Genomic DNA, 21295 nt, shown 5'->3' with positions numbered 1-21295 from the left:
CGGTACGCTGACGAGCATGGCCACCACCGTGTCCCAGCAGGCAGAGCGTTCCTCCGCTGTCACCGAGATGCCCGACGAGCTGCGCGCGGACGTGCGGCTGCTCGGCGAACTTCTTGGGCAGGTCGTCGCCGAACATGGCGGCGACGACCTGCTCGCCGATGTCGAACGACTGCGCAAGGCCGTCATCGGGGCGCGCCGCCGCCAGGTCTCGGTCGACGAGATCACCGCGATGGTGGCCGAGTGGCCCGTCGACCGCGCCGTGCAGATCGCCCGTGCCTTCACCTGCTATTTCCACCTGGCCAACCTGGCCGAGGAGCACTTCCGGATCCGTACCCTCAGGGTCCGCGACACCGGCGAGGAACCGCTGCCGGAGTCGCTGGCCCAGGCCGTGCAGGAGCTCGGCGGGGGCAAGGTCGCCGACCTGGTCGAGGGATTGCGCCTGCACCCGGTGCTGACCGCGCACCCCACCGAGGCCCGCAGGCGCGCGGTGGTCACCGCCATCCAGCGCATCAGCCACCAGCTCGCCGCGTACAACAGCTCCGACCGGGGGGCCGCGGAGCGGGCCGAGACGCGGCGGCGGCTGCTGGAGGAGATCGACCTGCTCTGGCGCACCGCCCAGCTCAGGTCCACCAAGCTGGACCCGCTGGACGAGGTCCGCACCGCCATGGCGGCCTTCGACGAGACCCTCTTCCGGGTGGTCCCGCAGGTCTACCGCGCGCTGGACGCCGCGCTCGGCACCGGTGACGGCACCGGCAACGGCACCGAGCGCCCCCGGGCCCGCGCCTTCATCCGGTACGGGAGCTGGATCGGCGGCGACCGTGACGGCAACCCCAACGTCACCGCCAAGGTCACCCGCGACGCCGTGCTCATCCAGGCCGAGCACGTGCTCATCGCCCTGGAGAACGCCACCTCGCGCATCGGCCGCTCGCTGACCCTCGGTTCGGACCACACCCCGGCCTCGCCCGAGCTGCGCGCCGCGCTCGCCGCCGCCGAGAACGACCACCCCGAGGTGGTCTCGGAGATGGCCACCCGCTCCCCTGGCGAGCCGCACCGGCAGTGGCTGATGTTCGTCGCGGCCCGCATCGCCGCCACCCGCCAGCGCGGCCTCGACCTCGCCTACCGCTCGCCCGAGCAGCTCCTGGCCGACCTGCGCGTCGCCCAGGAGTCGCTGGTCGCGGCCGGGGCGAAGCGGCAGGCCTACGGCGAGCTGCAGCACCTCGTCTGGCAGGTGGAGACGTTCGGGTTCCACCTGGCGGAGCTGGAGGTGCGCCAGCACTCCCAGGTCCACGCCGCCGCGCTGGAGGAGATCGCCGCCGGGCGCACCTCCGAGCGGACCGAGGAGGTGCTGGCCACGATCCGCACCATCGCCTGGATCCAGGAGCGGTTCGGGCTGACCGCCTGCCGCCGCTACGTCGTCTCCTTCACCCGCTCGGCCGACGACATCGCCGCCGTCCACGAGCTGGCCGCGCACGCCCTGGGCGAGCGCGCCCCGCGCCTGGACGTGGTCCCGCTCTTCGAGTCGGGCGCCGACCTGGCCGCCGCCCCGGCCGTGCTGTCGGGGATGCTGAGGATCCCGGCCGTGCAGGCGGGGCTGGCCGAGGAGCGGCGCCTGGAGGTGATGCTCGGCTACTCCGACTCCGCCAAGGAGCTCGGCCCGGCCGCCGCCACCCTCAAGCTGTACGAGGCCCAGGAGGCGCTCGCCGCCTGGTCGGCCGAGCACGACGTCCCGCTGACGCTCTTCCACGGCCGGGGCGGCGCCCTGGGCCGGGGCGGCGGGCCGGCCAACCGGGCCGTGCTCGCGCAGGCCCCCGGCTCGGTGGGCGGCAGGTTCAAGGTCACCGAGCAGGGTGAGGTCATCTTCGCCCGCTACGGGCACGACGCCATCGCCCGCAGGCACATGGAGCAGGTCACCTCCGCGGTGCTGCTGGCCTCCACCCCGTCCATCGAGGCGCGCACCGCCGAGGCCGCCGGCCGGTTCCGCGGCGTGGCCGAGCGGGTCGCCTCCGCCTCGGAGAAGGCCTACCGGCGGCTCACCGAGGCGCCGGGCTTCCCCGAGTGGTTCTCCCTGGTCAGCCCGCTGGAGGAGATCGGCTCGCTGCGGCTGGGGTCGCGCCCGGCCCGCCGCGGCCTCGGCGCCCCCCGCTCCCTGGACGACCTGCGGGCCATCCCGTGGGTGTTCGCCTGGGCCCAGACCCGCGTCAACCTGCCCGGCTGGTACGGCCTGGGCAGCGGCCTGGAGGCGGTGGTCTCCGAGGCGGGGCTGGACGAGCTGCGCGCCGCCTACCGGGAGTGGCCGCTCTTCGCGTCGCTGCTGGACAACGTGGAGATGTCGCTGGCCAAGACCGACCGCGCCATCGCCTCCCGCTACCTGGCGCTCGGCGCCAGGGACGACTTCGTCGAGCAGGTGCTGGCCGAGTATGACCTGACCCGCCGCCTGGTCCTGGAGACCACCGGCCACACCCGCCTGCTGGAGGACCGCAAGGTCCTCTCCCGCGCGGTGCAGCTCCGCGACCCGTACGTGGACGCCCTGTCCCACCTGCAGCTGCGCGCGCTGTCCACGCTCCGGGCGGACGAGGGGCTCCCGGAGAGCGAGCGGGAGAGCCTGTCGACGCTGCTGCTGCTGTCGGTCAACGGCGTCGCCGCGGGCCTGCAGAACACCGGCTGACCCGCCGCGCCGCCCCGGGACGACCGTCCCGGGGCGGCGGGGGACGGCGGGGGACGGCGGGGGACGGGGTGCTCAGGGCGTCAGGCGGTGTGCCCCGGCGTACACGTTGAAGCGCTCCTCGCGCAGGAAGCCGACCAGCGTCATGCCGAACTCCCTGGCCAGCTCGACGGCCAGGGAGGAGGGCGCGGAGACCGCGCAGACGACCGGCAGGCCCGCGGCGAGGGCCTTCTGCATGATCTCGTAGCTGGTCCGCCCGCTGACCATGAGCAGGTGCCCGTCCAGCGGCAGCCTGCCGGTCATCATGGCCCAGCCGACGAGCTTGTCCAGCGCGTTGTGCCGTCCCACGTCCTCGCGGACCGCGAGCGGCTCCCCGCCGGGGGTGAACAGCCCGGCGGCGTGCAGCCCCCCGGTCTTGCCGAAGATCCCCTGGGCCCGCCTGAGGCGGTCGGGCAGCTCGTACAGGATCTCCGGGGAGACGCGCAGCTCCCGGTCGGCGGGCAGCGGCCTGCACCGGTCGCGCAGGGCGTCCAGGCTCGCGGTGCCGCAGACGCCGCACGCGCTCGACGTCATGAAGTGCCGGTCCAGCGAGGGCAGGACGGGCAGCGGGCCGCGGAGCCGCACGGTGACGGTGTTGTAGCGCGCCTGCGGGGACACGTCCTCGTCGGTGCAGTAGGCGATGGACACCACGTCGGCCGGGGCCGCGACGCCCTCGCCGTGCAGGAACCCGGCGGCGAGCTCGAAGTCGTGCCCGGGGGTGCGCATGGTGATCGCGACCGTGCGGTGTTCCGCGCCCGACCGGATCCGGATCTCCAGCGGCTCCTCGGTGGCCAGGTCGTCGCGGCGCTCGTGGAGCGTGCCCGAGCGCATCTGCCCGACCCGTGCCCGCGTGGTGGGCCCGGGCCTGCGCGTGGCGTCCGCACGCGGGTCGGGACGTCCGCTCATGCGCATCCTCCAGCGTGGGACCTCGGGACCGCCCCGGGCCGGTGCCCGTCGCACGCGGCGTGCACGGCGCTCAGGGCCGGGTGGGCCGGGCGCGTCGCGCGTCCCCGGCGGCGTGTCCGGCGACGGTGGCGGCCAGGCCACCCTACGCCCCCACATCGCCCCCACGCCGACGACCTCACGCCGCCGCCCTCACGCCGCCGCCACCGGGCCGGGGCGCGGGGCCCTGCGACGACATACGGGGATTCGGTACCGGCCGCTTCCCCGGGAAGGCAGGATGGTGAGGTGCTCGACTCGCCGTTCACCGATCTCGACCGCCCGCCGCTCTCCCAGGCGGCGCTCACTCGTGCCCTGGTCCGCCCCGGCGGCCTCTGGTCCGACATCACCGTGGTCGCCAGGACCGGATCGACCAACGCGGACCTCGCGCAGGCCGCCCGCGACGGTGTCCGGCAGGGGGCCGTCGTCGTCGCCGAGACCCAGTTCGCCGGACGGGGCAGGCTCGGCAGGACCTGGAGCGCTCCACCGCGCTCGGGCCTGACGTTCTCGATGCTCCTGCGTCCCGACCCGCCCCCGGCCAGGCAGGGCTGGCTCCCCCTGCTCGTCGGCCTGGCGGTCGCGTCCGCGGTGCGCAAGGTCGCCGAGGTCGACGTCAGGCTCAAGTGGCCCAACGACCTGCTGGTCGGCGAGCGCAAGCTCGCCGGGGTGCTCGCCGAGCGGATCGACAGCGCGGTGATCGTGGGCGTCGGGTTGAACGTGAGCGTGCGCGCCGAGGAGCTGCCGGTGGAGACCGCCACCTCGCTGGCCCTGGAGAAGGCCGCCTGCGCCGACCGGGACACGCTCCTGCGCGCGGTGCTGCGGGAGATCGAGAGCCACTACCGGGAGTGGTCGGAGGCCGACGGCGACCCCGAGGCGTGCGGGCTGCGGGCCGCCTACCTGGCGGCCAGTGCCACGGTCGGGCGGCGGGTCCGGGTGGAGCTGCCGGGGGAGCGGGTGCTCACCGGCACGGCCACCGGCGTCGACCACGCGGGCCACCTGCTCGTCGACGCCAAGGGCGAGGAGCACACGCTCAGCGTGGGGGACGTCGTGCACGTCCGCCCGCAGGGCGCCTGACCTCGCGCCCGCCGCCGTCCGTACGCCGTACCGCCCGGTGACGTCGCGCGTGTCCGCTCGCGCGGGTCGGGACGACGTCGTACGTGTCCGGCCGCGCGGGTCCGGACGACGTCGCGCGTGTTCGCTCGCGCGGGTCAAGACGCGGGGCACGCGAACGTGCCACGATTTGCCCCATGGGTCTACCCGATCATCAGATGACGGAGGGGGAGCGACGGATCAGGTCGTTCCGCCCTCACTGGAAACGCCTCATCGTGCCGTTCCTCGCGCTGATCCTGATCATCCTGGCGTCCGGAGCCGCCGTCTTCTTCATGCCGGACTTCGAGTACTACTTCTACGCGCTCGTCGCGGTGGCCGTGGTCAGCGTCGGCCTGCTGACGGTCTGGTCGTTCGTGCCGTACCTGCGCTGGAGGAACACCTCGTACGTGCTCACCTCGCACCGGTTCACCATCGGCACGGGCGTGCTGAGCACGTCCGTCGACGACATCCCGATGACCAAGGTCGTCGCGGTCAGCGCGGACCAGAGCCTCGTGGAGAGGATCTTCGGCTGCGGCACGCTCGTCGTGGAGTCGGCGGGCGACCACGGCCGGATCACGCTCCGGGACATCCCGCGGATCCACCAGGTACGGACCGAGCTGTTCCGCGCGATCGACGAGGCGGCCGACGGGGAGCCCTCCGAACCCGGCGGGCGGTGACCGATGCGGCGTGATCTCCCGGGCGGGGACGAGGGCCCGAGGGAGGGCCCGGGTGAGGACCTCGGCGGTGATCCGGGGGAGAGCGGGGAGCCCGGGGAGAGCGGGGAGAGCGGCCCGGTGGGTGAGGCGACCGCGGGACGCCCGACGGCGGAGCAGATCGAACACCTCTTCGTGGGCACGCCTCCCCGCTACACCCGGATCGAGGTGGCGGCGCTCGCCGGGGTGCCGCAGCGGCTCACCGAGCGGATCTGGCGGGCCCTGGGGTTCGCCACGCTGCCCGACGACGCCGTGGCCTTCACCGACGCCGACGTCGCCGTGCTGCTGCGGGTGCGGACGATGCTGGAGAACGGCCTGATGGACGACACGACCGTCATCCGGATGTCCAGGGCGCTCGGGCAGACCACGGCCAGGCTCGCCCAGTGGCAGGCCGAGATCATGATCGGGGCCATGCTCGACCCCGGCGGCCGGCCCTCCGACGAGGAGCTGGCCGCGGTCATGGAGACCTCGCGCCGGTTGCTGCCCGACTTCGAGAAGGTGCTGGTGCACGTGTGGCGCGCCCAGCTCGCCGCCGCCGGGACCCGCCTGCTGACCGTCGCCGACATCGCCGACGGCACCGGTGACGCCGGTAACGCCGACGGCACCGACGGCGCCGACGGCACCGCTGCCGCCGTGCCGGCCAGGCTCACCCTGGCGGTGGGCTTCGCCGACCTGGTCTCCTTCACCAGGGTCGCCCGCGAGCTGGACGAGCGCGGCCTGGCCGAGCTGGTCGAGGGCTTCGAGGCGCGGGCCTCCGACGTCGTCGCCGAGCACGGCGGACGGCTGGTCAAGACCCTCGGCGACGAGGTGCTCTTCTCGGCCTCCGATCCGCGCAGGGCGGCGGTGATCGCCCTGGACCTGGTCGAGGTGATCCGCCGCTACGGGTCGGACGTGCGGATCGGCCTGGCGTACGGCCCGGTGGTGCCGATCATGGGGGACGTCTTCGGCACCACGGTCAACCTGGCGGCGCGGCTCACGGCGATCGCCCGTCCCGGCACGATCGTCGTCGACGCCGGGCTGGCCGACGCGCTGGAGGACGCCCCCGGCGTCGAGACGGCCCGCATCCGGCGGCGGCCCGCCCGGGGACTCGGGGTGGTGCAGCCTTATGTTCTGCGCCGCAGTCCTGGTAAGCATTGACCGACCACCGAGATCCGAGCGGGCACCGGGGACCGTCCCCCCGGGAAGCGGGCTCGCGGGGCTCGGAGAGTTCCAGAACAGATGAGGTGCAGGAATGCCGTACACCGTGCAAGGCGTGGTCGCGCGTGGCAAGGGCGAGCCGGTCTCGCTGGAGACCGTCATCGTGCCCGATCCCGGACCGGGGGAGGTCGTGGTGACGGTCCAGGCCTGTGGCGTCTGCCACACCGACCTGCACTACCGCGAGGGGGGCATCAACGACGAGTTCCCGTTCCTGCTCGGCCACGAGGCGGCAGGCGTGGTCGAGGCGGTCGGTGAGGGCGTCACCGAGGTCGCCCAGGGCGACTTCGTGATCCTGAACTGGCGTGCGGTGTGCGGGAACTGCCGGGCGTGCCTGCGGGGCCGCCCCTGGTACTGCTTCGACACCCACAACGCCTCCCAGAAGATGACCCTGGAGGACGGCACGCCGCTGAGCCCGGCGCTGGGCATCGGCGCGTTCATCGAGAAGACGCTGGTGGCGGCCGGGCAGTGCACCAAGGTCGACCCGTCGGCGCCGGCGAAGGTGGCCGGGCTGCTGGGGTGCGGCGTGATGGCCGGCCTGGGGGCCGCGATCAACACCGGCGGGGTGGGGCGCGGCGACAGCGTGGCGGTCATCGGGTGCGGCGGCGTCGGTGACGCGGCCATCCTGGGAGCGCGGCTGGCGGGAGCCTCGAAGATCATCGCGGTGGACGTGGACGACCGCAAGCTCGGCTGGGCGGTCGACTTCGGCGCCACCCACACGGTCAACTCCCGTACCCAGGACGTGGTCGAGACGGTCAAGGAGCTCACCGGGGGCAACGGCGCGGACGTGGTGATCGAGGCGGTCGGCCGTCCCGAGACCTACAAGCAGGCCTTCTACGCCCGCGACCTGGCCGGGACCGTGGTCCTGGTGGGGGTGCCCACCCCGGAGATGACGCTGGAGCTGCCGCTGATCGACGTCTTCGGCCGCGGCGGCGCGCTGAGGTCCTCCTGGTACGGCGACTGCCTGCCCAGCCGCGACTTCCCCATGCTGATCGACCTCTACCTGCAGGGACGGCTGGACCTGGACCGCTTCGTCTCCGAGACGATCGGCCTGGGCGACGTCGAGGACGCCTTCGCCAAGATGCACCGGGGCGAGGTCCTGCGCTCGGTGGTGATCCTGTGATCGACAAGATCGTCACCTCGGGCACCTTCTCGCTGGACGGCGGGACCTGGGACGTCGACAACAACGTCTGGATCGTCGGCTCGGCGAGCGAGGTCATCGTCGTCGACGCCGCGCACGACGCCGCCGCGATCGCCCGGCGGGTGGGCGACCGGGAGGTCAGGGCCATCGTGTGCACCCACGCGCACGACGACCACATCGACGCCGCCGCCGAGCTCGCCGCGAAGACGGGCGCGCCGGTCCTGCTCCACCCGGCCGACCAGGTGCTCTGGGAGATGGTCTACGCCGACCTGCCGTACACCCCGCTGGAGGACGGCCAGGTGCTCTCGGCCGGAGGGGTCGAGCTGACCGTGCTGCACACGCCGGGCCACTCCCCGGGCGCGGTCTGCCTGTACGGCGCGGACATCTGCACGGTCTTCAGCGGCGACACCCTGTTCCAGGGCGGCCCCGGGGCGACGGGGCGGTCCTTCTCCTCGTTCGGCACCATCATCGAGTCGATCAAGGGGCGGCTGCTGACGCTGCCGCCGGGAACGGTCGTGCACACCGGCCACGGTGCCTCGACCGTCATCGGCGAGGAGGCCTCCCACCTGGACGAATGGCTGGCCAGGGGGCACTGATCGGGGACGGGTCGCCGACCCGGGAGACCGGGCGGGACGTCGGCGGTCCGAACGGCACAGAGGGCCCGAGAAGGTCCTGAAAGGCATCTGTGGGGCCTTTCGGACTTCTTCGAGGGTCCTTTGTCGTGTGCGGGGGGTCTGCGGTCTCGTGGGGCTCGGCGGGCTCCGAACCTCGGACGCCGTGCGCGTGAACGGAGCCGAACGGATGGAGTGCGGGGTCCTCTCCGCTTTCGAGGGATGAGTGTGAGTCAGCCCTATGTGTCCTGCTTCACATAGGCAAGGCTAACCAAATGAGGTACCTTAGGTGTGCCTTACCTATGGTACCCTCATGAGAGGTCACATCCTCGTGTACGTATGCGTCTGCCGGGCGGTCACCGAGAACGAGGTGCACGACTGCATCTCGGCAGGTGCGAAGAGCGCGCGTCAGATCCGCGACGCCACGGGTGCCGGCGGCGACTGCGCTGTTTGCGTGCGCAAAATCTGTGCGATCCTGAAGCGGTCTGAAGATTTGATGCCGACCGCATAGCACGAGGAGCCCGATCATGCAGGGCGACAAGAAGATCATCGAGCTGCTCAACGAGCAGTTGACCGCTGAGCTGACCGCGATCAACCAGTACTTCCTCCACGCCAAGATGCAGGAGAACTGGGGCTACACCCGGTTGGCCAAGTACACCCGCGAAGAGTCCATCGACGAGATGCGCCACGCGGAGAAGCTCACCGACCGCATCCTCTTCCTGGAGGGGCTGCCCAACTACCAGAAGCTGGGCACCCTGCACATCGGCCAGACCGTGGCGGAGCAGCTCCGCGCGGACCTGAACGTCGAGCTGGAGGTGGTCACCCGCCTCCGTCCCGCCATCGTCCTGATGCGCGAGAAGGGTGACGCCACCTCGGCCCGCCTCTTCGAGGAGATCCTGGAGGACGAGGAGCGCCACATCGACTACCTGGAGACCGAACTCGGTCTGATCGGCAGTCTCGGTGAGCAGCTCTACCTCGCTCGCTACGCGGAGCCGCCGTCGGCTGAATAAGCTGAATCGAGTGGAACACGCCCGCCAGATCCTTTCTGGTAGGGCGTGTTCTGCTTTGCCGGTCAATCCTTTTGGGCCCCTGTGCTTTCGAGGGGCTAACAAGGCGGGAGACCTACCGCGCGGCCTCAGGTCGTTGCGGGATGACTATCCGGGATTTATCAGTGTTTGCCCAGGTCAATGGATAGGTCAACGACGAGTCAAACCGCGCGCTGTACCCGGGAAACGATCCCCTAAGGTCCTACGATCGCAACATGACCTGTGTACTACTCGCCGAGGATGACACCTCGATTTCCGAACCATTGGCGCGCGCGCTGCGCCGCGAGGGTTATCAAGTAGAGGTGAGCCCTGACGGCCCGCAGGCTCTGGAAAGAGCGCTGTCGGGCGGCATCGACTTGATCGTTCTCGACCTGGGCCTGCCCGAGATGGACGGCCTGGAGGTGGCCCGGCGCATCCGCGCCGAGGGCCACGGGACTCCCGTGCTGATACTCACCGCCCGCGTCGACGAGGTGGACACCGTGGTGGGCCTCGACGCCGGGGCCGACGACTACGTGACCAAGCCTTTCCGTCTCGCCGAGTTGCTGGCGCGCGTCCGTGCCCTGCTGCGGCGCGGCACGTCCGAGACGCCGGTGGTGCAGGGCGTGCGCATCGACGCCGACTCCCGCCGCGCGTGGATGGGCGACAAGGAACTGCATCTGACCACCAAGGAGTTCGACCTGCTGAGGGTGCTGGTCCGGGACGCCGGGAAGGTGGTCACCCGCGAGCAGATCATGCGCGAGGTGTGGGACACCAACTGGTGGGGCTCGACCAAGACCCTGGACATGCACATCTCGTGGCTACGCCGGAAACTCGGGGACGACGCCGCCAAGCCCCGGTACATCACGACGGTTCGAGGGGTCGGCTTCAGGTTCGAGCGCGAGTAGGAGATGCGCCGCCGCCTGCTCTCCTCAACCCTCCTCGTCGCGGTCATCGGGGTGCTGCTGCTCGGCATCCCCCTCGGTGTGGCGGTCAACCGGCTCATCGAGGAGGAGGCGACCCAGGCGCTCTCCTCGTACGCCAAGAGCCTGCTGGGGGAGGTGGAGTACGCCCGGATCCAGGACCAGCCCGTCGACGAGCAGCAACTGGAACGCAAGTACTCCGACCTCTACATCCAGATCTACGCCAAGGGGACGCCTCCCCAGGTGATAACGGTGGGCACCGAGCCCCCCGAGAGCCAGAAGATGACCGAGGACGCCCAGTCGGAGAACGGCGTGTACGTCGCGGTCAGCCGGGACAAGACGGAGGTGGAGCGCGAGGTCCGCGCGTGGCTCTTCCTCATCCTGGGACTCGCCGCGGCTGCCCTGGCGGTCGCGGTCGGGCTCGCCATCGTGCAGTCGCGGCGCCTGACGCTCCCGCTCAGCGACCTGGCGATGATCGCTGAGCGTCTCGGTTCCGGCGACGCCAGGCCGAGCAAGCATCGCTACGGCATCCAGGAGCTCGACCGGGTGGCCGAGGTGCTGGACCGCAGCGCCACCCGCATCTCGGACCTGCTGGCCAGGGAGCGGGAGTTCGCCACCGACGCCTCCCACCAGCTCCGCACCCCGCTCACCGGCCTGACCATGAGACTTGAGGAGATCGTCGCCGCGGCCGACGAGCCCGGCATCGTCAAGGAGGAGGGCGAGGCCGCGATCGTGCAGGCCGAGCGGCTCACCGCCGTGATCGACGAGCTGCTGGCCACCGCCAGGAGGCAGCGTCAGGCCCAGTCCGAGATCGTGGAACTCGACACGCTGCTCGACCAGCAGTTCATCGAGTGGGGGCCGGCGTTCCGGCGGGCCGGGCGGAGGCTGAAGCTGGCCGGCACGCGTGAGCTCCAGGCCCTGGGCACCGGCGGCGGCATCAGCCAGGTCGTCTCCACCCTGCTGGAGAACTCGCTGGAGCACGGGGACGGCACGGTGACCGTGACGACCAGCGTCAAGGACAGGTCCGTCGTGATCGAGGTGGCGGACCAGGGCAGGGGCATCCCCGACGAGCTGGGCCCCCGGGTCTTCGAGCGGAACGTCAGCGGGGGCGGCAGCACGGGTCTGGGGCTTCCCCTGGCCAGGGCGCTGGCCGCCGCCGACGGCGGACGCCTCGAGCTGGTACGTCCCCGCCCCGCGGCGTTCGCGTTCTTCCTGCGCCAGGTGGGCGACACGGGCAGGAAGCGCGTCGTCCGCGGCCCCGCCTGATTTCTCGGGGATCGGGTGGTCCGGCGGGGTTTCCCGGGTTCAGTGCTGCCGGGGCGGTGGCACGTTCTCCTCGGGCGTCTTGTTCAGCAGGTACACGTGCCCGTTCACCGGGCTGGCCGGAGCCGGGGCGGCGGGCTTCTCCACAACAGCCACGGGGGCCACGGGGGCCACCGGAGCCAGGAAGACCCACTTCTTGTAGGACCAGAACCTGAACAGGGTGCCGAGCCCGGTCCCGATGAGCAGCGCGATGTTGTAGCTCAGCGCGTCCTGCAGGCCGAGCGTGTAGGTCACGAAACCGATCACCAGCAGGGAGATCAGCAGGCCGACGCCGTTGAGCACGAAGAAGAGGAAGTACTCGCGGGCCAGGCCGCTCTGCTCGCGGTGCCTGAACGTCCAGTGGCGGTTGCCGAGGTAGGCGAAGGTGGCCGCGACGACGGTGGCGATGACCTTGGAGGTGAGCGGTCCCCAGCCGAACCCGAACCGGAGCAGGTTGGTGCCGCCGGCGTCGATCACGAAGGCGACCGCGCCGATCGCGCCGAACTTCGCCAGTTCCCGTGCCAGCTCGGCGAGCCGCCCGTAGGCGTTCCGGAGAAACTCCACGTCCGTGCACGGTCCTTTCAGGGTCGACCGGTGATCCACCACGCCGGAGGACCCCGAGCACTCTCGGATCAGGGTACCGGTGCGGTGTGCGAGGCCGCGTGACATCACCGCGATTTTCTCATAACCCCCATCGGGAGCTTTTCTAGAAATGTCGTATATAGCGGTTTGTGAGGGTGCCGCGACGCTACGCTGACCCGGTGGGTCGTTGGAAATCCTCCTGATCCCTCCGGGGTGGAGAGGGCCGCCACCCGGGCGGAGAGGACGCCGGGCGGTCGTGGCCCGCGAGGCCACCCGGAACGGCCGCCCGGCCTCGGCCCGCAGCCCCCGACCGGCCGCCCGTTCCCCCGCTCCGGCCCGCAGGTCCCTGAACGGCTGCCCGTCTCTCGTTCCGGCCCGCAGGCCCCGACCGGCCGACCGGCCCCGTACCGGGGGACGGTACACTCGACCGCCGTGAGCAGCCATTCTCCGGCCCATCCCTCCGGACCCGTCGTCGGCATGATCGGAGCCGGTCAGCTGGCCCGGATGACCCAGCAGGCGGCCATCGCCCTCGGCGTCGAACTGCGGGTCCTGGCGGGCTCGCCCGACGAGAGCGCGGCCCGCGTGATCGCCGACGTGCGTCTGGGCGACCACCGGTCCCTGGAGGACCTGCGTGATCTCGCCAAGGGGTGCGACGCGGTCACCTTCGACCACGAGCACGTGCCCACCGAGCACGTCCGCGCCCTGAGCGAGGACGGCGTCGCCGTGCACCCCGGCGCCGACGCGCTCGTACACGCCCAGGACAAGGCCGTGATGCGCGAGCGGCTGACCGAGATCGGCGCTCCGTGCCCGCCCTGGCGGCGGGTCGGGACGGCAGCCGACGTCGAGGGGTTCGCCGCGGAGCACGGCTGGCCCGTCGTGCTCAAGGCGGTCCGCGGCGGATACGACGGGCGGGGCGTGTGGGTCTGCCGCTCCGCCGACGACGCGGCCGAGGTGCTGGCCTCCGGCGTGCCGCTGCTGGCCGAGGGGTTCGTGACGTTCGAACGGGAGCTGGCCGTGCTGGTCGCCAGGTCGCCGCACGGGCAGGGGGTCAGCTACCCGGTGGTGGAGACCGTCCAGCGCGACGGCATCTGCGTCGAGGTGCTCGCCCCCGCGCCGGGCCTCGACCCGGAACAGGCCGCGGCGGCCCAGCGGATCGCCCTGAACATCGCCAAGGAACTGGGCGTGACCGGGCTGCTGGCCGTGGAGATGTTCGCCGTCCCCTCGGGGCTGATCGTGAACGAGCTCGCCATGCGCCCGCACAACAGCGGGCACTGGACGATCGAGGGTGCCCGCACCTCCCAGTACGAGCAGCACCTGCGCGCCGTTCTCGACCTGCCGCTCGGGTCTCCCGCGCCGACCGCGCCCGTGGTGGTGATGGCCAACCTGCTGGGCGGCGACGATCCGGACGTCTTCGCCCGGTACGAGCACGTGATGGCCCACGACCCCGGGATCAAGGTCCACTTCTACGGCAAGGAGGTGCGGCCCGGGCGCAAGATCGGCCACGTCACCGCGCTCGGCACCGACCTGGAGGAGGTCCGCGCGCGCGCCCGTCACGCCGCGGTCTACCTCACCGAGGGAAGATACACCTGAGGGCGGGCCGCGCCGTGGCGCGGTCACACCCGAGCACGACATCGTCGAGAACGTCGAGAACGTCGAGAACGTCGAGAACGTCGAGAACGTCGAGAACGTCGAGAACGCGGCCCTCGCGGCCCGCGGCAGGCAGGGAGAGAGCATGACCACCGTCGGCATCGTCATGGGCAGCGACTCCGACTGGCCGGTGATGAGACTCGCCGCCGAGGCGCTCGCCGAGTTCGGGGTGGCCTTCGAGGCCGACGTGGTCTCCGCGCACCGCATGCCCGAGGAGATGATCGCGTACGGCGCCGGGGCGGCCGGCCGCGGGCTGAAGGTGATCGTCGCGGGTGCCGGGGGAGCCGCCCACCTGCCGGGCATGCTCGCCTCGGTGACAACTCTGCCGGTGATCGGCGTGCCCGTTCCGCTGAAGTACCTGGACGGGCTGGACTCCCTGTTGTCGATCGTCCAGATGCCCGCCGGGGTCCCGGTCGCGACCGTCGCCGTCGGGGGCGCCCGCAACGCGGGCCTGCTGGCCGTACGGATCCTCGCCGCCTCCGACGAGGGGCTGAGGGCGAAGATGGAGGCGTTCCAGCGCGCTCTCAAGGATCAGGCCCACGCCAAGGGGGAGCGGCTCCGCGCCGAAGCCGCCCAGCTCGGCGCCTGATTATTCCCGTTTTATCCATCATTTTGGTGAGTTGCGGATAGACGCGAATCCGGAGGGAAGGGGAAAGATCCCACAGACTCGGGAGGTTGGGATCATGAGGAACGCTATCCGCGCCGTCCTCGGACTCACCGTGGCGGTCCTGGCGGTGTTCGGCAGCCTGGGGGCCGGTGAGAGCGGGCAGCCGGCCCCCGCCGACGCGAGCTCCGTCTCGGCACACTGATCCGGTGTGATCCCCGTGCCGGTGCGTCGATCCGGCGTGGGTTCCGTGCGGGCACGTCGCCCGCTCGCCGGGAGCGTCGCCCCCGGCCATGGTGATCGACGTGCACGGCGATCGACGGGCACGAGGACGTCGGCCGGCGGTCCACGGACGCGTTTCCCGTGAGCGGCGGCGCGCTCCCCTCCCGGCTCGTACTCCCGCCGCCCCTCCGCACCTCTCGTTCCCCCCTGCCGCACCTGTCGTTCCCATAACGACCGTCGCCGGGGACGGCCCGGTCTATCGTGTACGTGGACCGCGACATCGAGGGGCGCGTCACCGGCCGTCCCGCGACGTGGCGCGATTCGTACCCGTTCCGAAGAGAGCTCCGCGCGGGGCCCCGCCCCCCGACGGGCATCGAGTGGCGAAGGTGATGGACGACATGGACGCGGACCTCAGCAAGGCCGTCTGGCGCCGGGCGGCTCCCGAGGACGACGGCGACGGTAGTTGTGTCGAGGTGGCCGTGGTCGACGACGTCGGCGAGGGCCACAAGGCCGGGGCCGGCCCCCTCTACGTGCTGCGCGACTCCAGGAACCCCGACGGGCCGAAGCTGTTCTTCACCCGGGCGGAGTGGGACGCCTTCGTCGGCGGGGTGAAGCTGGGGGAGTTCGACAACTGATCGCGCCGGGGCCCGCGACCCCGGGCACCGAGGGCTTTCCATGACCAAGGTCAACGGTTCTTCATCCGTTTTTCTCGGTGGTATCCACTAAAAGTATCGTGAAGCCAAATTGAAGGCGATTTTGTGTACTCGTCTTTTATGGCGCATATGGTGGATGTTGAAAGATTCGAGAGATCGGCATGAAGAGAGGTGGCCATGAACTTCAATGCGATCTTTTCCGGGACTTCCCGGCTCGAGCACGGTCCCGGCCCCAGGAGACGTCGCTACCGGCGTCGCCGTCGCTGGTACAGGGACAACTGGTACTACTACTACTGGTAGACCGAGCACGGCGAATCGGGGAGCGACAAGACTCCCCGGGCGCCGGCTCCGACGACGGCGGGCTCCCGGCCGATACCGGGAGCCCGCCGTCGCCGGTGTGAGAAGGCCTCGCGGAAAGCCCCTTTCCCCGGGGCGGCCTCGGAGGAAAACGATTTTTATGTGAAGCGTTCTCCGGGTGGGACGGCTTTCATGGGAGAACGACATTCGCGTGAAACGGCCCCCGGGTGAGGTGACCGCCGCATGAGCCGGCCAGTGCGGCCGTCCCCGTGCGAGGCGGGTGCGTACCGGACCCTCGTATGAGGCGGGCATGTACCGGACCTCCGGGTGAGGCGAGCGCGGACGAGACGCCCGTTCCCCGGCCCGGCGGGCGAGGTCAGGGGCGGCCGAGGGCGCGGTAGTGCCAGCCCGCCGCCCGCCAGGTCTCGGCGTCGAGGGCGTTGCGACCGTCGACGATCTTCCGGGAGGCCACCACCGTGCCCAGTTCCTCGGGGTCGAGGGTGATGAACTCCTCCCACTCGGTCAGCAGCAGCACGACGTGCGCGTCCCTGGCCGCCTCCAGCGCGGACTGCCCGTAGGACAGCTCCGGGTGGGCGCGGCGGGCGTTCTCCTGGGCGACGGGGTCGTAGACGGTCACCCGGCCGCCCTGCTCGCTGATCTTCACCGCGACGTCGAGGGCGGGGGAGTCGCGGATGTCGTCGGAGTTGGGCTTGAAGGCGGCGCCGAGCACCGCGACCGTACAGCCGTGGAAGGACCCCCCGGTCAGCTCGCGGGCCAGGTCGACCATGCGGGCGCGGCGGCGCATGTTGATCGCGTCCACCTCGCGCAGGAAGGTCAGCGCCTGGTCGGCGCCGAGCTCCCCGGCGCGGGCCATGAACGCCCGGATGTCCTTGGGCAGGCAGCCGCCACCGAAACCGAGCCCCGGGTTGAGGAACTTGCCGCCGATGCGGTCGTCGAAGGACAGGGCCAGCGAGAGCTGCTTGACGTCGGCGTGCGCCGCCTCGCAGACCTCGGCCATGGCGTTGATGAAGGAGATCTTCGTGGCGAGGAAGGCGTTCGCGGCGACCTTCACCAGCTCGGCCGTCGGGTAGTCGGTGATCACCATCGGGGTGCCCGCCTCCAGCATGGAGGCGTACACCTCCCGCATGATCTTCTCGGCGCGGTCCGAGGAGACGCCGAGCACGATCCGGTCGGGGTGCAGGGTGTCCTTCACCGCGAACCCCTCGCGGAGGAACTCGGGGTTCCACGCCAGCTCGGCGCCCGCGCCGATGGGCGCCAGCCGGGCCAGCTTGTCGGCCAGCCGCTGCGCGGTGCCCACCGGGACGGTGGACTTGCCGACGACCAGGCACTCGCGGTCCAGGTGGGGGGCGAGCGACTCGATCGCGGCGTCCAGGTAGGACACGTCGGCGGCGTACTCACCCGGCTTCTGCGGGGTGCCCAGGCACAGGAAGTGCACGTCCCCGAAGGCGGCGGCCTCCTCGTAGGAGGTGGTGAAGCGCAGCCGGCCGTTGGCCAGGTTGCGCCGCAGCACGTCCTGGAGGCCGGGTTCGTAGATGGGCAGATCCCCGGCCTGCAGGCGGCCGATCTTCTCCGCGTCCACGTCGAGGCTGAGCACGTCGAAGCCCAGCTCGGCCATGCACGCGGACGTCGTCGCACCGAGGTATCCGGTTCCCACCATCGTCAGGCGGTAGGCCACTGGTGCTCCTTTCGGTTCTGCCCAATTCTTTGCCGTCAGGGTATCGGCATCCGACACGGTCACTTTGCCACCTGCGCAAACGCGGAGACAGAGATCTCAGGGGGTGGATCGCTCCATACTTTGTTGGACGTCCTACTATTTGCCCATGAGCTACCCTCTCTACGCGTTGCCCGAAGAGCACCAGATGCTCCGCGAGACGGTCCGCGCCCTCGCCGACGAGAAGATCGCCCCCCGCGCCGCCGAGGCCGACGAGACCGGGGAGTTCCCCTGGGACGTCTACAAGGCGCTCGTCGCGGCGGACCTGCACGCCGTGCACGTCCCCGAGGAGTACGGCGGTGCCGGTGCGGACGCCCTCGCGACCGTCATCGTCATCGAGGAGGTGGCGCGGGCCTGCGCCTCGTCCTCGCTGATCCCCGCCGTCAACAAGCTCGGCACCGTTCCCCTGCTGCTGTCGGCCTCCGAAGAGCTCAAGCAGCGCTACCTGGCGCCGGTCGCGCGGGGCGAGGCCATGTTCTCGTACGCCCTGTCGGAGGCGGAGGCGGGCAGCGACGCGGCCGCGATGAAGACCCGCGCGGTCCTGGACGGCGATCACTACGTGCTCGACGGCGCCAAGATGTGGATCACCAACGCCGGGGTGTCGGAGTTCTACACGGTGATGGCCGTCACCGAGCCGGGCGCCGGGGCCAGGGGCATCTCCGCCTTCGTCGTGGAGAAGAGCGACGAGGGCGTCAGCTTCGGCGCCAAGGAGCGCAAGCTGGGCATCAAGGGCTCCCCGACCCGCCAGGTCATCCTGGAGAACGTGCGGATCCCCGTCTCCCGCATGATCGGCGAGCCCGGTACCGGCTTCAAGACCGCGCTGGCCACCCTGGACCACACCCGCATCACCATCGCCGCCCAGGCGCTCGGCATCGCCCAGGGCGCCCTCGACTACGCGGTGGGCTACGTCAAGGAGCGCAAGCAGTTCGGCAAGGCCGTCGCGGAGTTCCAGGGCGTCCAGTTCATGATCGCCGACATGGCCATGAAGCTGGAGGCCGCCCGGCAGCTCACCTACGCCGCCGCGGCCAGGTCCGAACGGGCCATGCACGGCGAGCCGCAGAAGGACCTCACCTTCATCTCCAGCGCCGCCAAGTGCGCCGCCTCCGACGCCGCCATGGAGATCACCACCGACGCCGTCCAGCTCCTGGGCGGGTACGGCTACACCAGCGACTACCCGGTCGAGCGCATGATGCGCGACGCCAAGATCACCCAGATCTACGAGGGCACCAACCAGATCCAGCGCATGGTCATGGCCCGCCAGCTCCTGAAGTAGCCCCTGACCAGCGGAAGTTCTGTTATCACCAGATCGTCTGTCGGTCCTCTTGGGCGGCTCTGTTCCGTCCCTGCTCCATGAGATGCATTGCAGGGACGGAACGCGCTTCTGTTCTTCGCCTGTCTGGGCTGCTCTGAGCGGCTGCCGACAGGAAGGATCGCGTGAGTCCAATCCTCGGGGGCAGCACCGCTACAGCGGTGTCATAGGTCTGGGTTGTCACCACGGTCTCGCTTGAGTGCCGTGTGCACTGCCGCTGTACTGGCGATCCACAGCCCTGCGGATCCTCCTGCGGCTCCTGCGCCGACCATGATGGCTCCGGTGACCGAACTGCCGTCTCCAAGGGAGAGGAGCGCGCCGGCGACACCGACCAAGATCGAGAAAAGAACGCCGGTGATAGCCCACCAAACGAGATTCGTCTTGCTCACGCGCTGATCTCACCTTCGGGGGTCACCACGCGCTTGCTCCGACCGGCTGATTGACAAAGATTCATGGCACTAGGAGTAGCAGGGGGTAAACCTTGAGCACTCTCCGTCAACCGGCTTCGGATGAGATGGTTATTCTCCCGGATGTCTCCGGACGTTATCGGACACCACCGGACGTGGCCGGGCAGGTGGGCTAAGCGAGACAAGTCGTATTCGGTGCGACGAACTTCCACCACCTTGACCTGTGGGACCATGGTGACCTTTGAGGGCCAGGCAGCAGGGTGGGTCGCTCCCCTGTCTGCCAGTGCCCTATTTGTCCTTTTATGGAGCATTTGCGATCCCAGGCAGGTTGGATCATGAGTGAAGCCGGTCCAAGCGGTGACCCCCTTACGTCGCTTGTAGCGCGCATGAGGAAGCTGTACTCCATTGAGGCTGGCCAGCCGCCCTATCCCACGCTTGCAAGGGTGGCGGACAGCGTTATTGCCGAAGCTGGCGAGGAGCGTGAGTGGTTGAGGCCGCTTCCGCGTACTACCGCCAACGATCTTGTGAGTGGAAAGTCCAAAAAAGTACCTGATTGGCTGCTGGTTCGCACTCTTGTGATCGTGTGTCACCGTATCGCTGTTAAGTCCAGTCTTAATCCAGCCCCGCTGGATGACCTGTTTGCGGAGTTCAACCAACTTTGGCGCTCTGCAAAAGAAAGCGAAGGCGTTCCGTTGTCGACGGCACACTCGCATGAGGCAGGGTTTCCCTCGGAAGCTGGGAAGCAAGTCGCTGAGAAAGAGGTCTCGGGCGACATCCTCGCTCCACTTGCGGAGGAGAGGCCCACACAAAGAATCGCACCGACAGTGTTTCCCGTACCGGAAAGTTGGGGGCATCTGGGGGGGCAGAGGCTCAAGCGTGCTCAAGACGGTGATCCTTGGGCCGCCTATGAGCTGGCCGTACTGCTGATGTGCGAGGCTGCCGGCATGGGGGAAAGCGATCCGGAAGGGGAAAGATACTGGAGTGACGCGGCGACCTACTGGAAGGGAAGGGCTACCGGAAAGGTCGCTGAAGCTGCGGAACTCCGGCCGCATGGTCTTCAACTTGTCAATGCGGCTCGTACGCTGGCCATCTATTACAAGAGAACTGGAAGAGCCGACTCCATAGATTTCTTCAAGGCAGTTACGAAAGCGGAAGGGACTGTCCAGGGTCTTAAGTTCGCGTCTGCGACGGACACGAGACTTGAAGAAGTCGCGGTCTTTGACGATCTCAGCGGGCCGCAAGGAGGCGATATCGTCGACAGGGCGTAGAGTGGATGGGGTTTAGTGAAGATACCGCCTCGCTCGGAATCAAGTGCTCCGGACTTAATGAAGATATTTGCCCTGATTTCCGTAGAGTCACTGGTATGCCCCTGGCCTTGTGGAACAGGTTCTTGTGCCCCTCGTTGAGGGGAGAGTGGCATGGGAGGGCCTGGCTACTAGTTGGAGTTCCAGCGCAAACTGGATTTCATTGAGGTAGGCCGGCCGAGCCCGGCTACCGGCGGATGCGGATCGCGCCGCGCCCCGGCGGGGGCCTGACGTCGGCCTCGGCCGAGCTCGACACCCCCTACGGCCGCGCCGCGGTCTCCTGGCGGCTGGCCGGGGGCACCCTCACGGTGACGGCCGTCGTCCCGCCCAACACGGTCGCCGAGGTGGACCTGCCCGGCCTGGCCCCGGCGGAGGCCGACTCGGGGACGCACACGTTCACGGTCCCGTTCCGGTCCGTCGCCGCGGTTCCCCCGGGCGCCCGTGAGGTCGTCCCGTCCTGATCCACCGGCGGCGCCTCCCCGGGACGGCCCGCGAGGCCGCCCCGGGGAGGGCGCGGTGCCGGTGGCGGCATACTGGGGACGTGTCCCGACGTGATCCGCGGCCCCGAGACCGTTCCGCGCCCGCCGCCTCGTGCCCGTGCGGGCTGCCCGTCCCGTACGCGGACTGCTGCGGGAGGCTGCACGGCGGGGCGGCGTCCGCGACCACGGCCGAGGCACTGATGCGGTCGAGGTTCAGCGCCTTCGGCGTGGGTGACGCCGCCTACCTGCTGCGCACCTGGCATCCGTCGACGCGCCCGCCGGGGGGGGGGGGGGGGGCCCCGGGGGGGGGGGGGGGGGGGGGGGGGGGGGGGGGGGGGGCCCCGGGGGGGGGGGGGGGGGGCGTCGTGGGTGAGCAGCTGCCGTTCGACACCTGCAGGCCCTTGTTGGCGCCCGCCGTCTGGCG

The 21295-nt window shown here is 70.3% G+C and carries 19 protein-coding genes and 2 pseudogenes; 18 read left to right on the top strand and 3 right to left on the bottom strand.

Annotated elements, in window-relative coordinates; all coding sequences use genetic code 11:
* Nucleotides 1–16 precede the first annotated feature (16 nt).
* Entirely contained in the window at nucleotides 17–2665 is a 2649-nt protein-coding gene (locus ACLQ2R_RS22950) for a phosphoenolpyruvate carboxylase (protein ID WP_425962455.1), read from the top strand.
* Nucleotides 2666–2737: 72 nt separating this feature from the next.
* Here the strand turns inward: ACLQ2R_RS22950 and fdhD are convergent, their stop codons facing one another.
* Nucleotides 2738–3607, bottom strand: a complete 870-nt coding sequence (gene fdhD / locus ACLQ2R_RS22945; RefSeq protein ID WP_425962454.1) for a formate dehydrogenase accessory sulfurtransferase FdhD — start codon at nucleotides 3605–3607, stop codon at nucleotides 2738–2740.
* A gap of 282 nt (nucleotides 3608–3889) precedes the next feature.
* On the opposite strand from fdhD, the gene ACLQ2R_RS22940 reads away from it, so the two are divergent.
* From ACLQ2R_RS22940 to ACLQ2R_RS22900, 9 genes are all read left to right on the top strand, one after another.
* A complete protein-coding gene (locus ACLQ2R_RS22940) occupies nucleotides 3890–4714 on the top strand; it encodes a biotin--[acetyl-CoA-carboxylase] ligase (protein ID WP_425962453.1) in 825 nt (274 codons plus the stop codon).
* A gap of 173 nt (nucleotides 4715–4887) precedes the next feature.
* On the top strand, nucleotides 4888–5406 hold the full coding sequence (locus ACLQ2R_RS22935) for a PH domain-containing protein (RefSeq protein ID WP_425962452.1): 519 nt from the start codon (nucleotides 4888–4890) through the stop codon (nucleotides 5404–5406).
* Nucleotides 5407–5409: 3 nt separating this feature from the next.
* Entirely contained in the window at nucleotides 5410–6579 is a 1170-nt protein-coding gene (locus ACLQ2R_RS22930) for an adenylate/guanylate cyclase domain-containing protein (protein WP_425962451.1), read from the top strand.
* A gap of 94 nt (nucleotides 6580–6673) precedes the next feature.
* On the top strand, nucleotides 6674–7759 hold the full coding sequence (locus ACLQ2R_RS22925) for an S-(hydroxymethyl)mycothiol dehydrogenase (RefSeq protein WP_425962450.1): 1086 nt from the start codon (nucleotides 6674–6676) through the stop codon (nucleotides 7757–7759).
* Nucleotides 7756–8373: an MBL fold metallo-hydrolase gene (locus tag ACLQ2R_RS22920; RefSeq protein WP_425962449.1), complete on the top strand. Its 618-nt coding sequence runs from the start codon at nucleotides 7756–7758 to the stop codon at nucleotides 8371–8373. The genes ACLQ2R_RS22925 and ACLQ2R_RS22920 overlap by 4 nt, the downstream gene beginning before the upstream one ends.
* Nucleotides 8374–8701: 328 nt before the next feature.
* The gene (locus tag ACLQ2R_RS22915; protein WP_425962448.1) at nucleotides 8702–8899 is read left to right on the top strand and encodes a (2Fe-2S)-binding protein; all 198 of its coding nucleotides are present in this window, start codon (nucleotides 8702–8704) and stop codon (nucleotides 8897–8899) included.
* A 16-nt stretch (nucleotides 8900–8915) separates the two neighbouring features.
* Complete coding sequence (gene bfr / locus ACLQ2R_RS22910; RefSeq protein ID WP_386236129.1) at nucleotides 8916–9398, top strand: bacterioferritin; 483 nt, start codon at nucleotides 8916–8918, stop codon at nucleotides 9396–9398.
* A gap of 251 nt (nucleotides 9399–9649) precedes the next feature.
* Entirely contained in the window at nucleotides 9650–10318 is a 669-nt protein-coding gene (locus ACLQ2R_RS22905; RefSeq protein ID WP_012888073.1) for a response regulator transcription factor, read from the top strand.
* Between the two features lie 3 nt (nucleotides 10319–10321).
* Nucleotides 10322–11599, top strand: coding sequence for an ATP-binding protein (locus ACLQ2R_RS22900; RefSeq protein ID WP_425962446.1), 1278 nt, complete (start codon nucleotides 10322–10324; stop codon nucleotides 11597–11599).
* A 39-nt stretch (nucleotides 11600–11638) separates the two neighbouring features.
* Here ACLQ2R_RS22900 and ACLQ2R_RS22895 read toward each other — a convergent pair whose 3' ends face one another.
* On the bottom strand, nucleotides 11639–12199 hold the full coding sequence (locus tag ACLQ2R_RS22895) for a GtrA family protein (protein WP_425962445.1): 561 nt from the start codon (nucleotides 12197–12199) through the stop codon (nucleotides 11639–11641).
* A 495-nt stretch (nucleotides 12200–12694) separates the two neighbouring features.
* Between ACLQ2R_RS22895 and ACLQ2R_RS22890 the strand changes: the two genes are divergently transcribed.
* From ACLQ2R_RS22890 to ACLQ2R_RS22875, 4 genes are all read left to right on the top strand, one after another.
* Nucleotides 12695–13807, top strand: coding sequence for a 5-(carboxyamino)imidazole ribonucleotide synthase (locus tag ACLQ2R_RS22890; RefSeq protein ID WP_425962769.1), 1113 nt, complete (start codon nucleotides 12695–12697; stop codon nucleotides 13805–13807).
* 142 nt (nucleotides 13808–13949) lie between these two features.
* A complete protein-coding gene (purE, locus tag ACLQ2R_RS22885) occupies nucleotides 13950–14453 on the top strand; it encodes a 5-(carboxyamino)imidazole ribonucleotide mutase (protein WP_425962444.1) in 504 nt (167 codons plus the stop codon).
* Between the two features lie 94 nt (nucleotides 14454–14547).
* Nucleotides 14548–14673 carry a hypothetical protein gene (locus ACLQ2R_RS22880; RefSeq protein ID WP_425962443.1) on the top strand — a complete coding sequence of 42 codons (126 nt, stop codon included), beginning with the start codon at nucleotides 14548–14550 and terminating at the stop codon, nucleotides 14671–14673.
* 415 nt (nucleotides 14674–15088) lie between these two features.
* A complete protein-coding gene (locus ACLQ2R_RS22875) occupies nucleotides 15089–15325 on the top strand; it encodes a DUF397 domain-containing protein (protein WP_425962441.1) in 237 nt (78 codons plus the stop codon).
* A gap of 691 nt (nucleotides 15326–16016) precedes the next feature.
* Here the strand turns inward: ACLQ2R_RS22875 and ACLQ2R_RS22870 are convergent.
* Nucleotides 16017–17318, bottom strand: a complete 1302-nt coding sequence (locus ACLQ2R_RS22870) for a UDP-glucose dehydrogenase family protein (protein WP_425962768.1) — start codon at nucleotides 17316–17318, stop codon at nucleotides 16017–16019.
* A gap of 163 nt (nucleotides 17319–17481) precedes the next feature.
* On the opposite strand from ACLQ2R_RS22870, the gene ACLQ2R_RS22865 reads away from it, so the two are divergent.
* From ACLQ2R_RS22865 to ACLQ2R_RS22850, 4 genes and pseudogenes are all read left to right on the top strand, one after another.
* Nucleotides 17482–18645, top strand: a complete 1164-nt coding sequence (locus ACLQ2R_RS22865) for an acyl-CoA dehydrogenase family protein (RefSeq protein ID WP_425962440.1) — start codon at nucleotides 17482–17484, stop codon at nucleotides 18643–18645.
* An 829-nt stretch (nucleotides 18646–19474) separates the two neighbouring features.
* A complete protein-coding gene (locus ACLQ2R_RS22860) occupies nucleotides 19475–20356 on the top strand; it encodes a hypothetical protein (protein ID WP_425962439.1) in 882 nt (293 codons plus the stop codon).
* Nucleotides 20357–20574: 218 nt separating this feature from the next.
* Nucleotides 20575–20853: pseudogene (locus ACLQ2R_RS22855) on the top strand (alpha-L-rhamnosidase C-terminal domain-containing protein); the annotation flags it as partial.
* 80 nt (nucleotides 20854–20933) lie between these two features.
* A pseudogene (locus tag ACLQ2R_RS22850) lies at nucleotides 20934–21149 on the top strand (YchJ family protein); the annotation flags it as partial.
* Between the last annotated feature and the right edge of the window lie 146 nt (nucleotides 21150–21295).

Origin of the sequence: Streptosporangium sp. DT93 (genome assembly GCF_049844535.1) — a bacterium.
In the GTDB taxonomy this organism is placed as follows: Bacteria; Actinomycetota; Actinomycetes; order Streptosporangiales; family Streptosporangiaceae; genus Streptosporangium.
Note: the sequence above shows the minus strand (reverse complement) of the source record. Positions and strands in the feature narration are given on the sequence as shown.

Bases quoted from the DNA above. Each gene is read 5' to 3' on its own strand.
- ACLQ2R_RS22875 (WP_425962441.1), top strand. From the start codon at position 15,089: ATGGACGCGGACCTCAGCAAGGCCGTCTGGCGCCGGGCGGCTCCCGAG.
- ACLQ2R_RS22935 (WP_425962452.1), top strand. From the start codon at position 4,888: ATGGGTCTACCCGATCATCAGATGACGGAGGGGGAGCGACGGATCAGG.
- ACLQ2R_RS22860 (WP_425962439.1), top strand. From the start codon at position 19,475: ATGAGGAAGCTGTACTCCATTGAGGCTGGCCAGCCGCCCTATCCCACG.
- ACLQ2R_RS22930 (WP_425962451.1), top strand. From the start codon at position 5,410: ATGCGGCGTGATCTCCCGGGCGGGGACGAGGGCCCGAGGGAGGGCCCG.
- ACLQ2R_RS22950 (WP_425962455.1), top strand. From the start codon at position 17: ATGGCCACCACCGTGTCCCAGCAGGCAGAGCGTTCCTCCGCTGTCACC.
- purE (WP_425962444.1), top strand. From the start codon at position 13,950: ATGACCACCGTCGGCATCGTCATGGGCAGCGACTCCGACTGGCCGGTG.
- ACLQ2R_RS22925 (WP_425962450.1), top strand. From the start codon at position 6,674: ATGCCGTACACCGTGCAAGGCGTGGTCGCGCGTGGCAAGGGCGAGCCG.
- ACLQ2R_RS22900 (WP_425962446.1), top strand. From the start codon at position 10,322: ATGCGCCGCCGCCTGCTCTCCTCAACCCTCCTCGTCGCGGTCATCGGG.
- ACLQ2R_RS22865 (WP_425962440.1), top strand. From the start codon at position 17,482: ATGAGCTACCCTCTCTACGCGTTGCCCGAAGAGCACCAGATGCTCCGC.
- fdhD (WP_425962454.1), bottom strand. From the start codon at position 3,607: ATGAGCGGACGTCCCGACCCGCGTGCGGACGCCACGCGCAGGCCCGGG.
- bfr (WP_386236129.1), top strand. From the start codon at position 8,916: ATGCAGGGCGACAAGAAGATCATCGAGCTGCTCAACGAGCAGTTGACC.
- ACLQ2R_RS22880 (WP_425962443.1), top strand. From the start codon at position 14,548: ATGAGGAACGCTATCCGCGCCGTCCTCGGACTCACCGTGGCGGTCCTG.
- ACLQ2R_RS22915 (WP_425962448.1), top strand. From the start codon at position 8,702: ATGAGAGGTCACATCCTCGTGTACGTATGCGTCTGCCGGGCGGTCACC.
- ACLQ2R_RS22870 (WP_425962768.1), bottom strand. From the start codon at position 17,318: ATGGTGGGAACCGGATACCTCGGTGCGACGACGTCCGCGTGCATGGCC.
- ACLQ2R_RS22890 (WP_425962769.1), top strand. From the start codon at position 12,695: ATGATCGGAGCCGGTCAGCTGGCCCGGATGACCCAGCAGGCGGCCATC.
- ACLQ2R_RS22905 (WP_012888073.1), top strand. From the start codon at position 9,650: ATGACCTGTGTACTACTCGCCGAGGATGACACCTCGATTTCCGAACCA.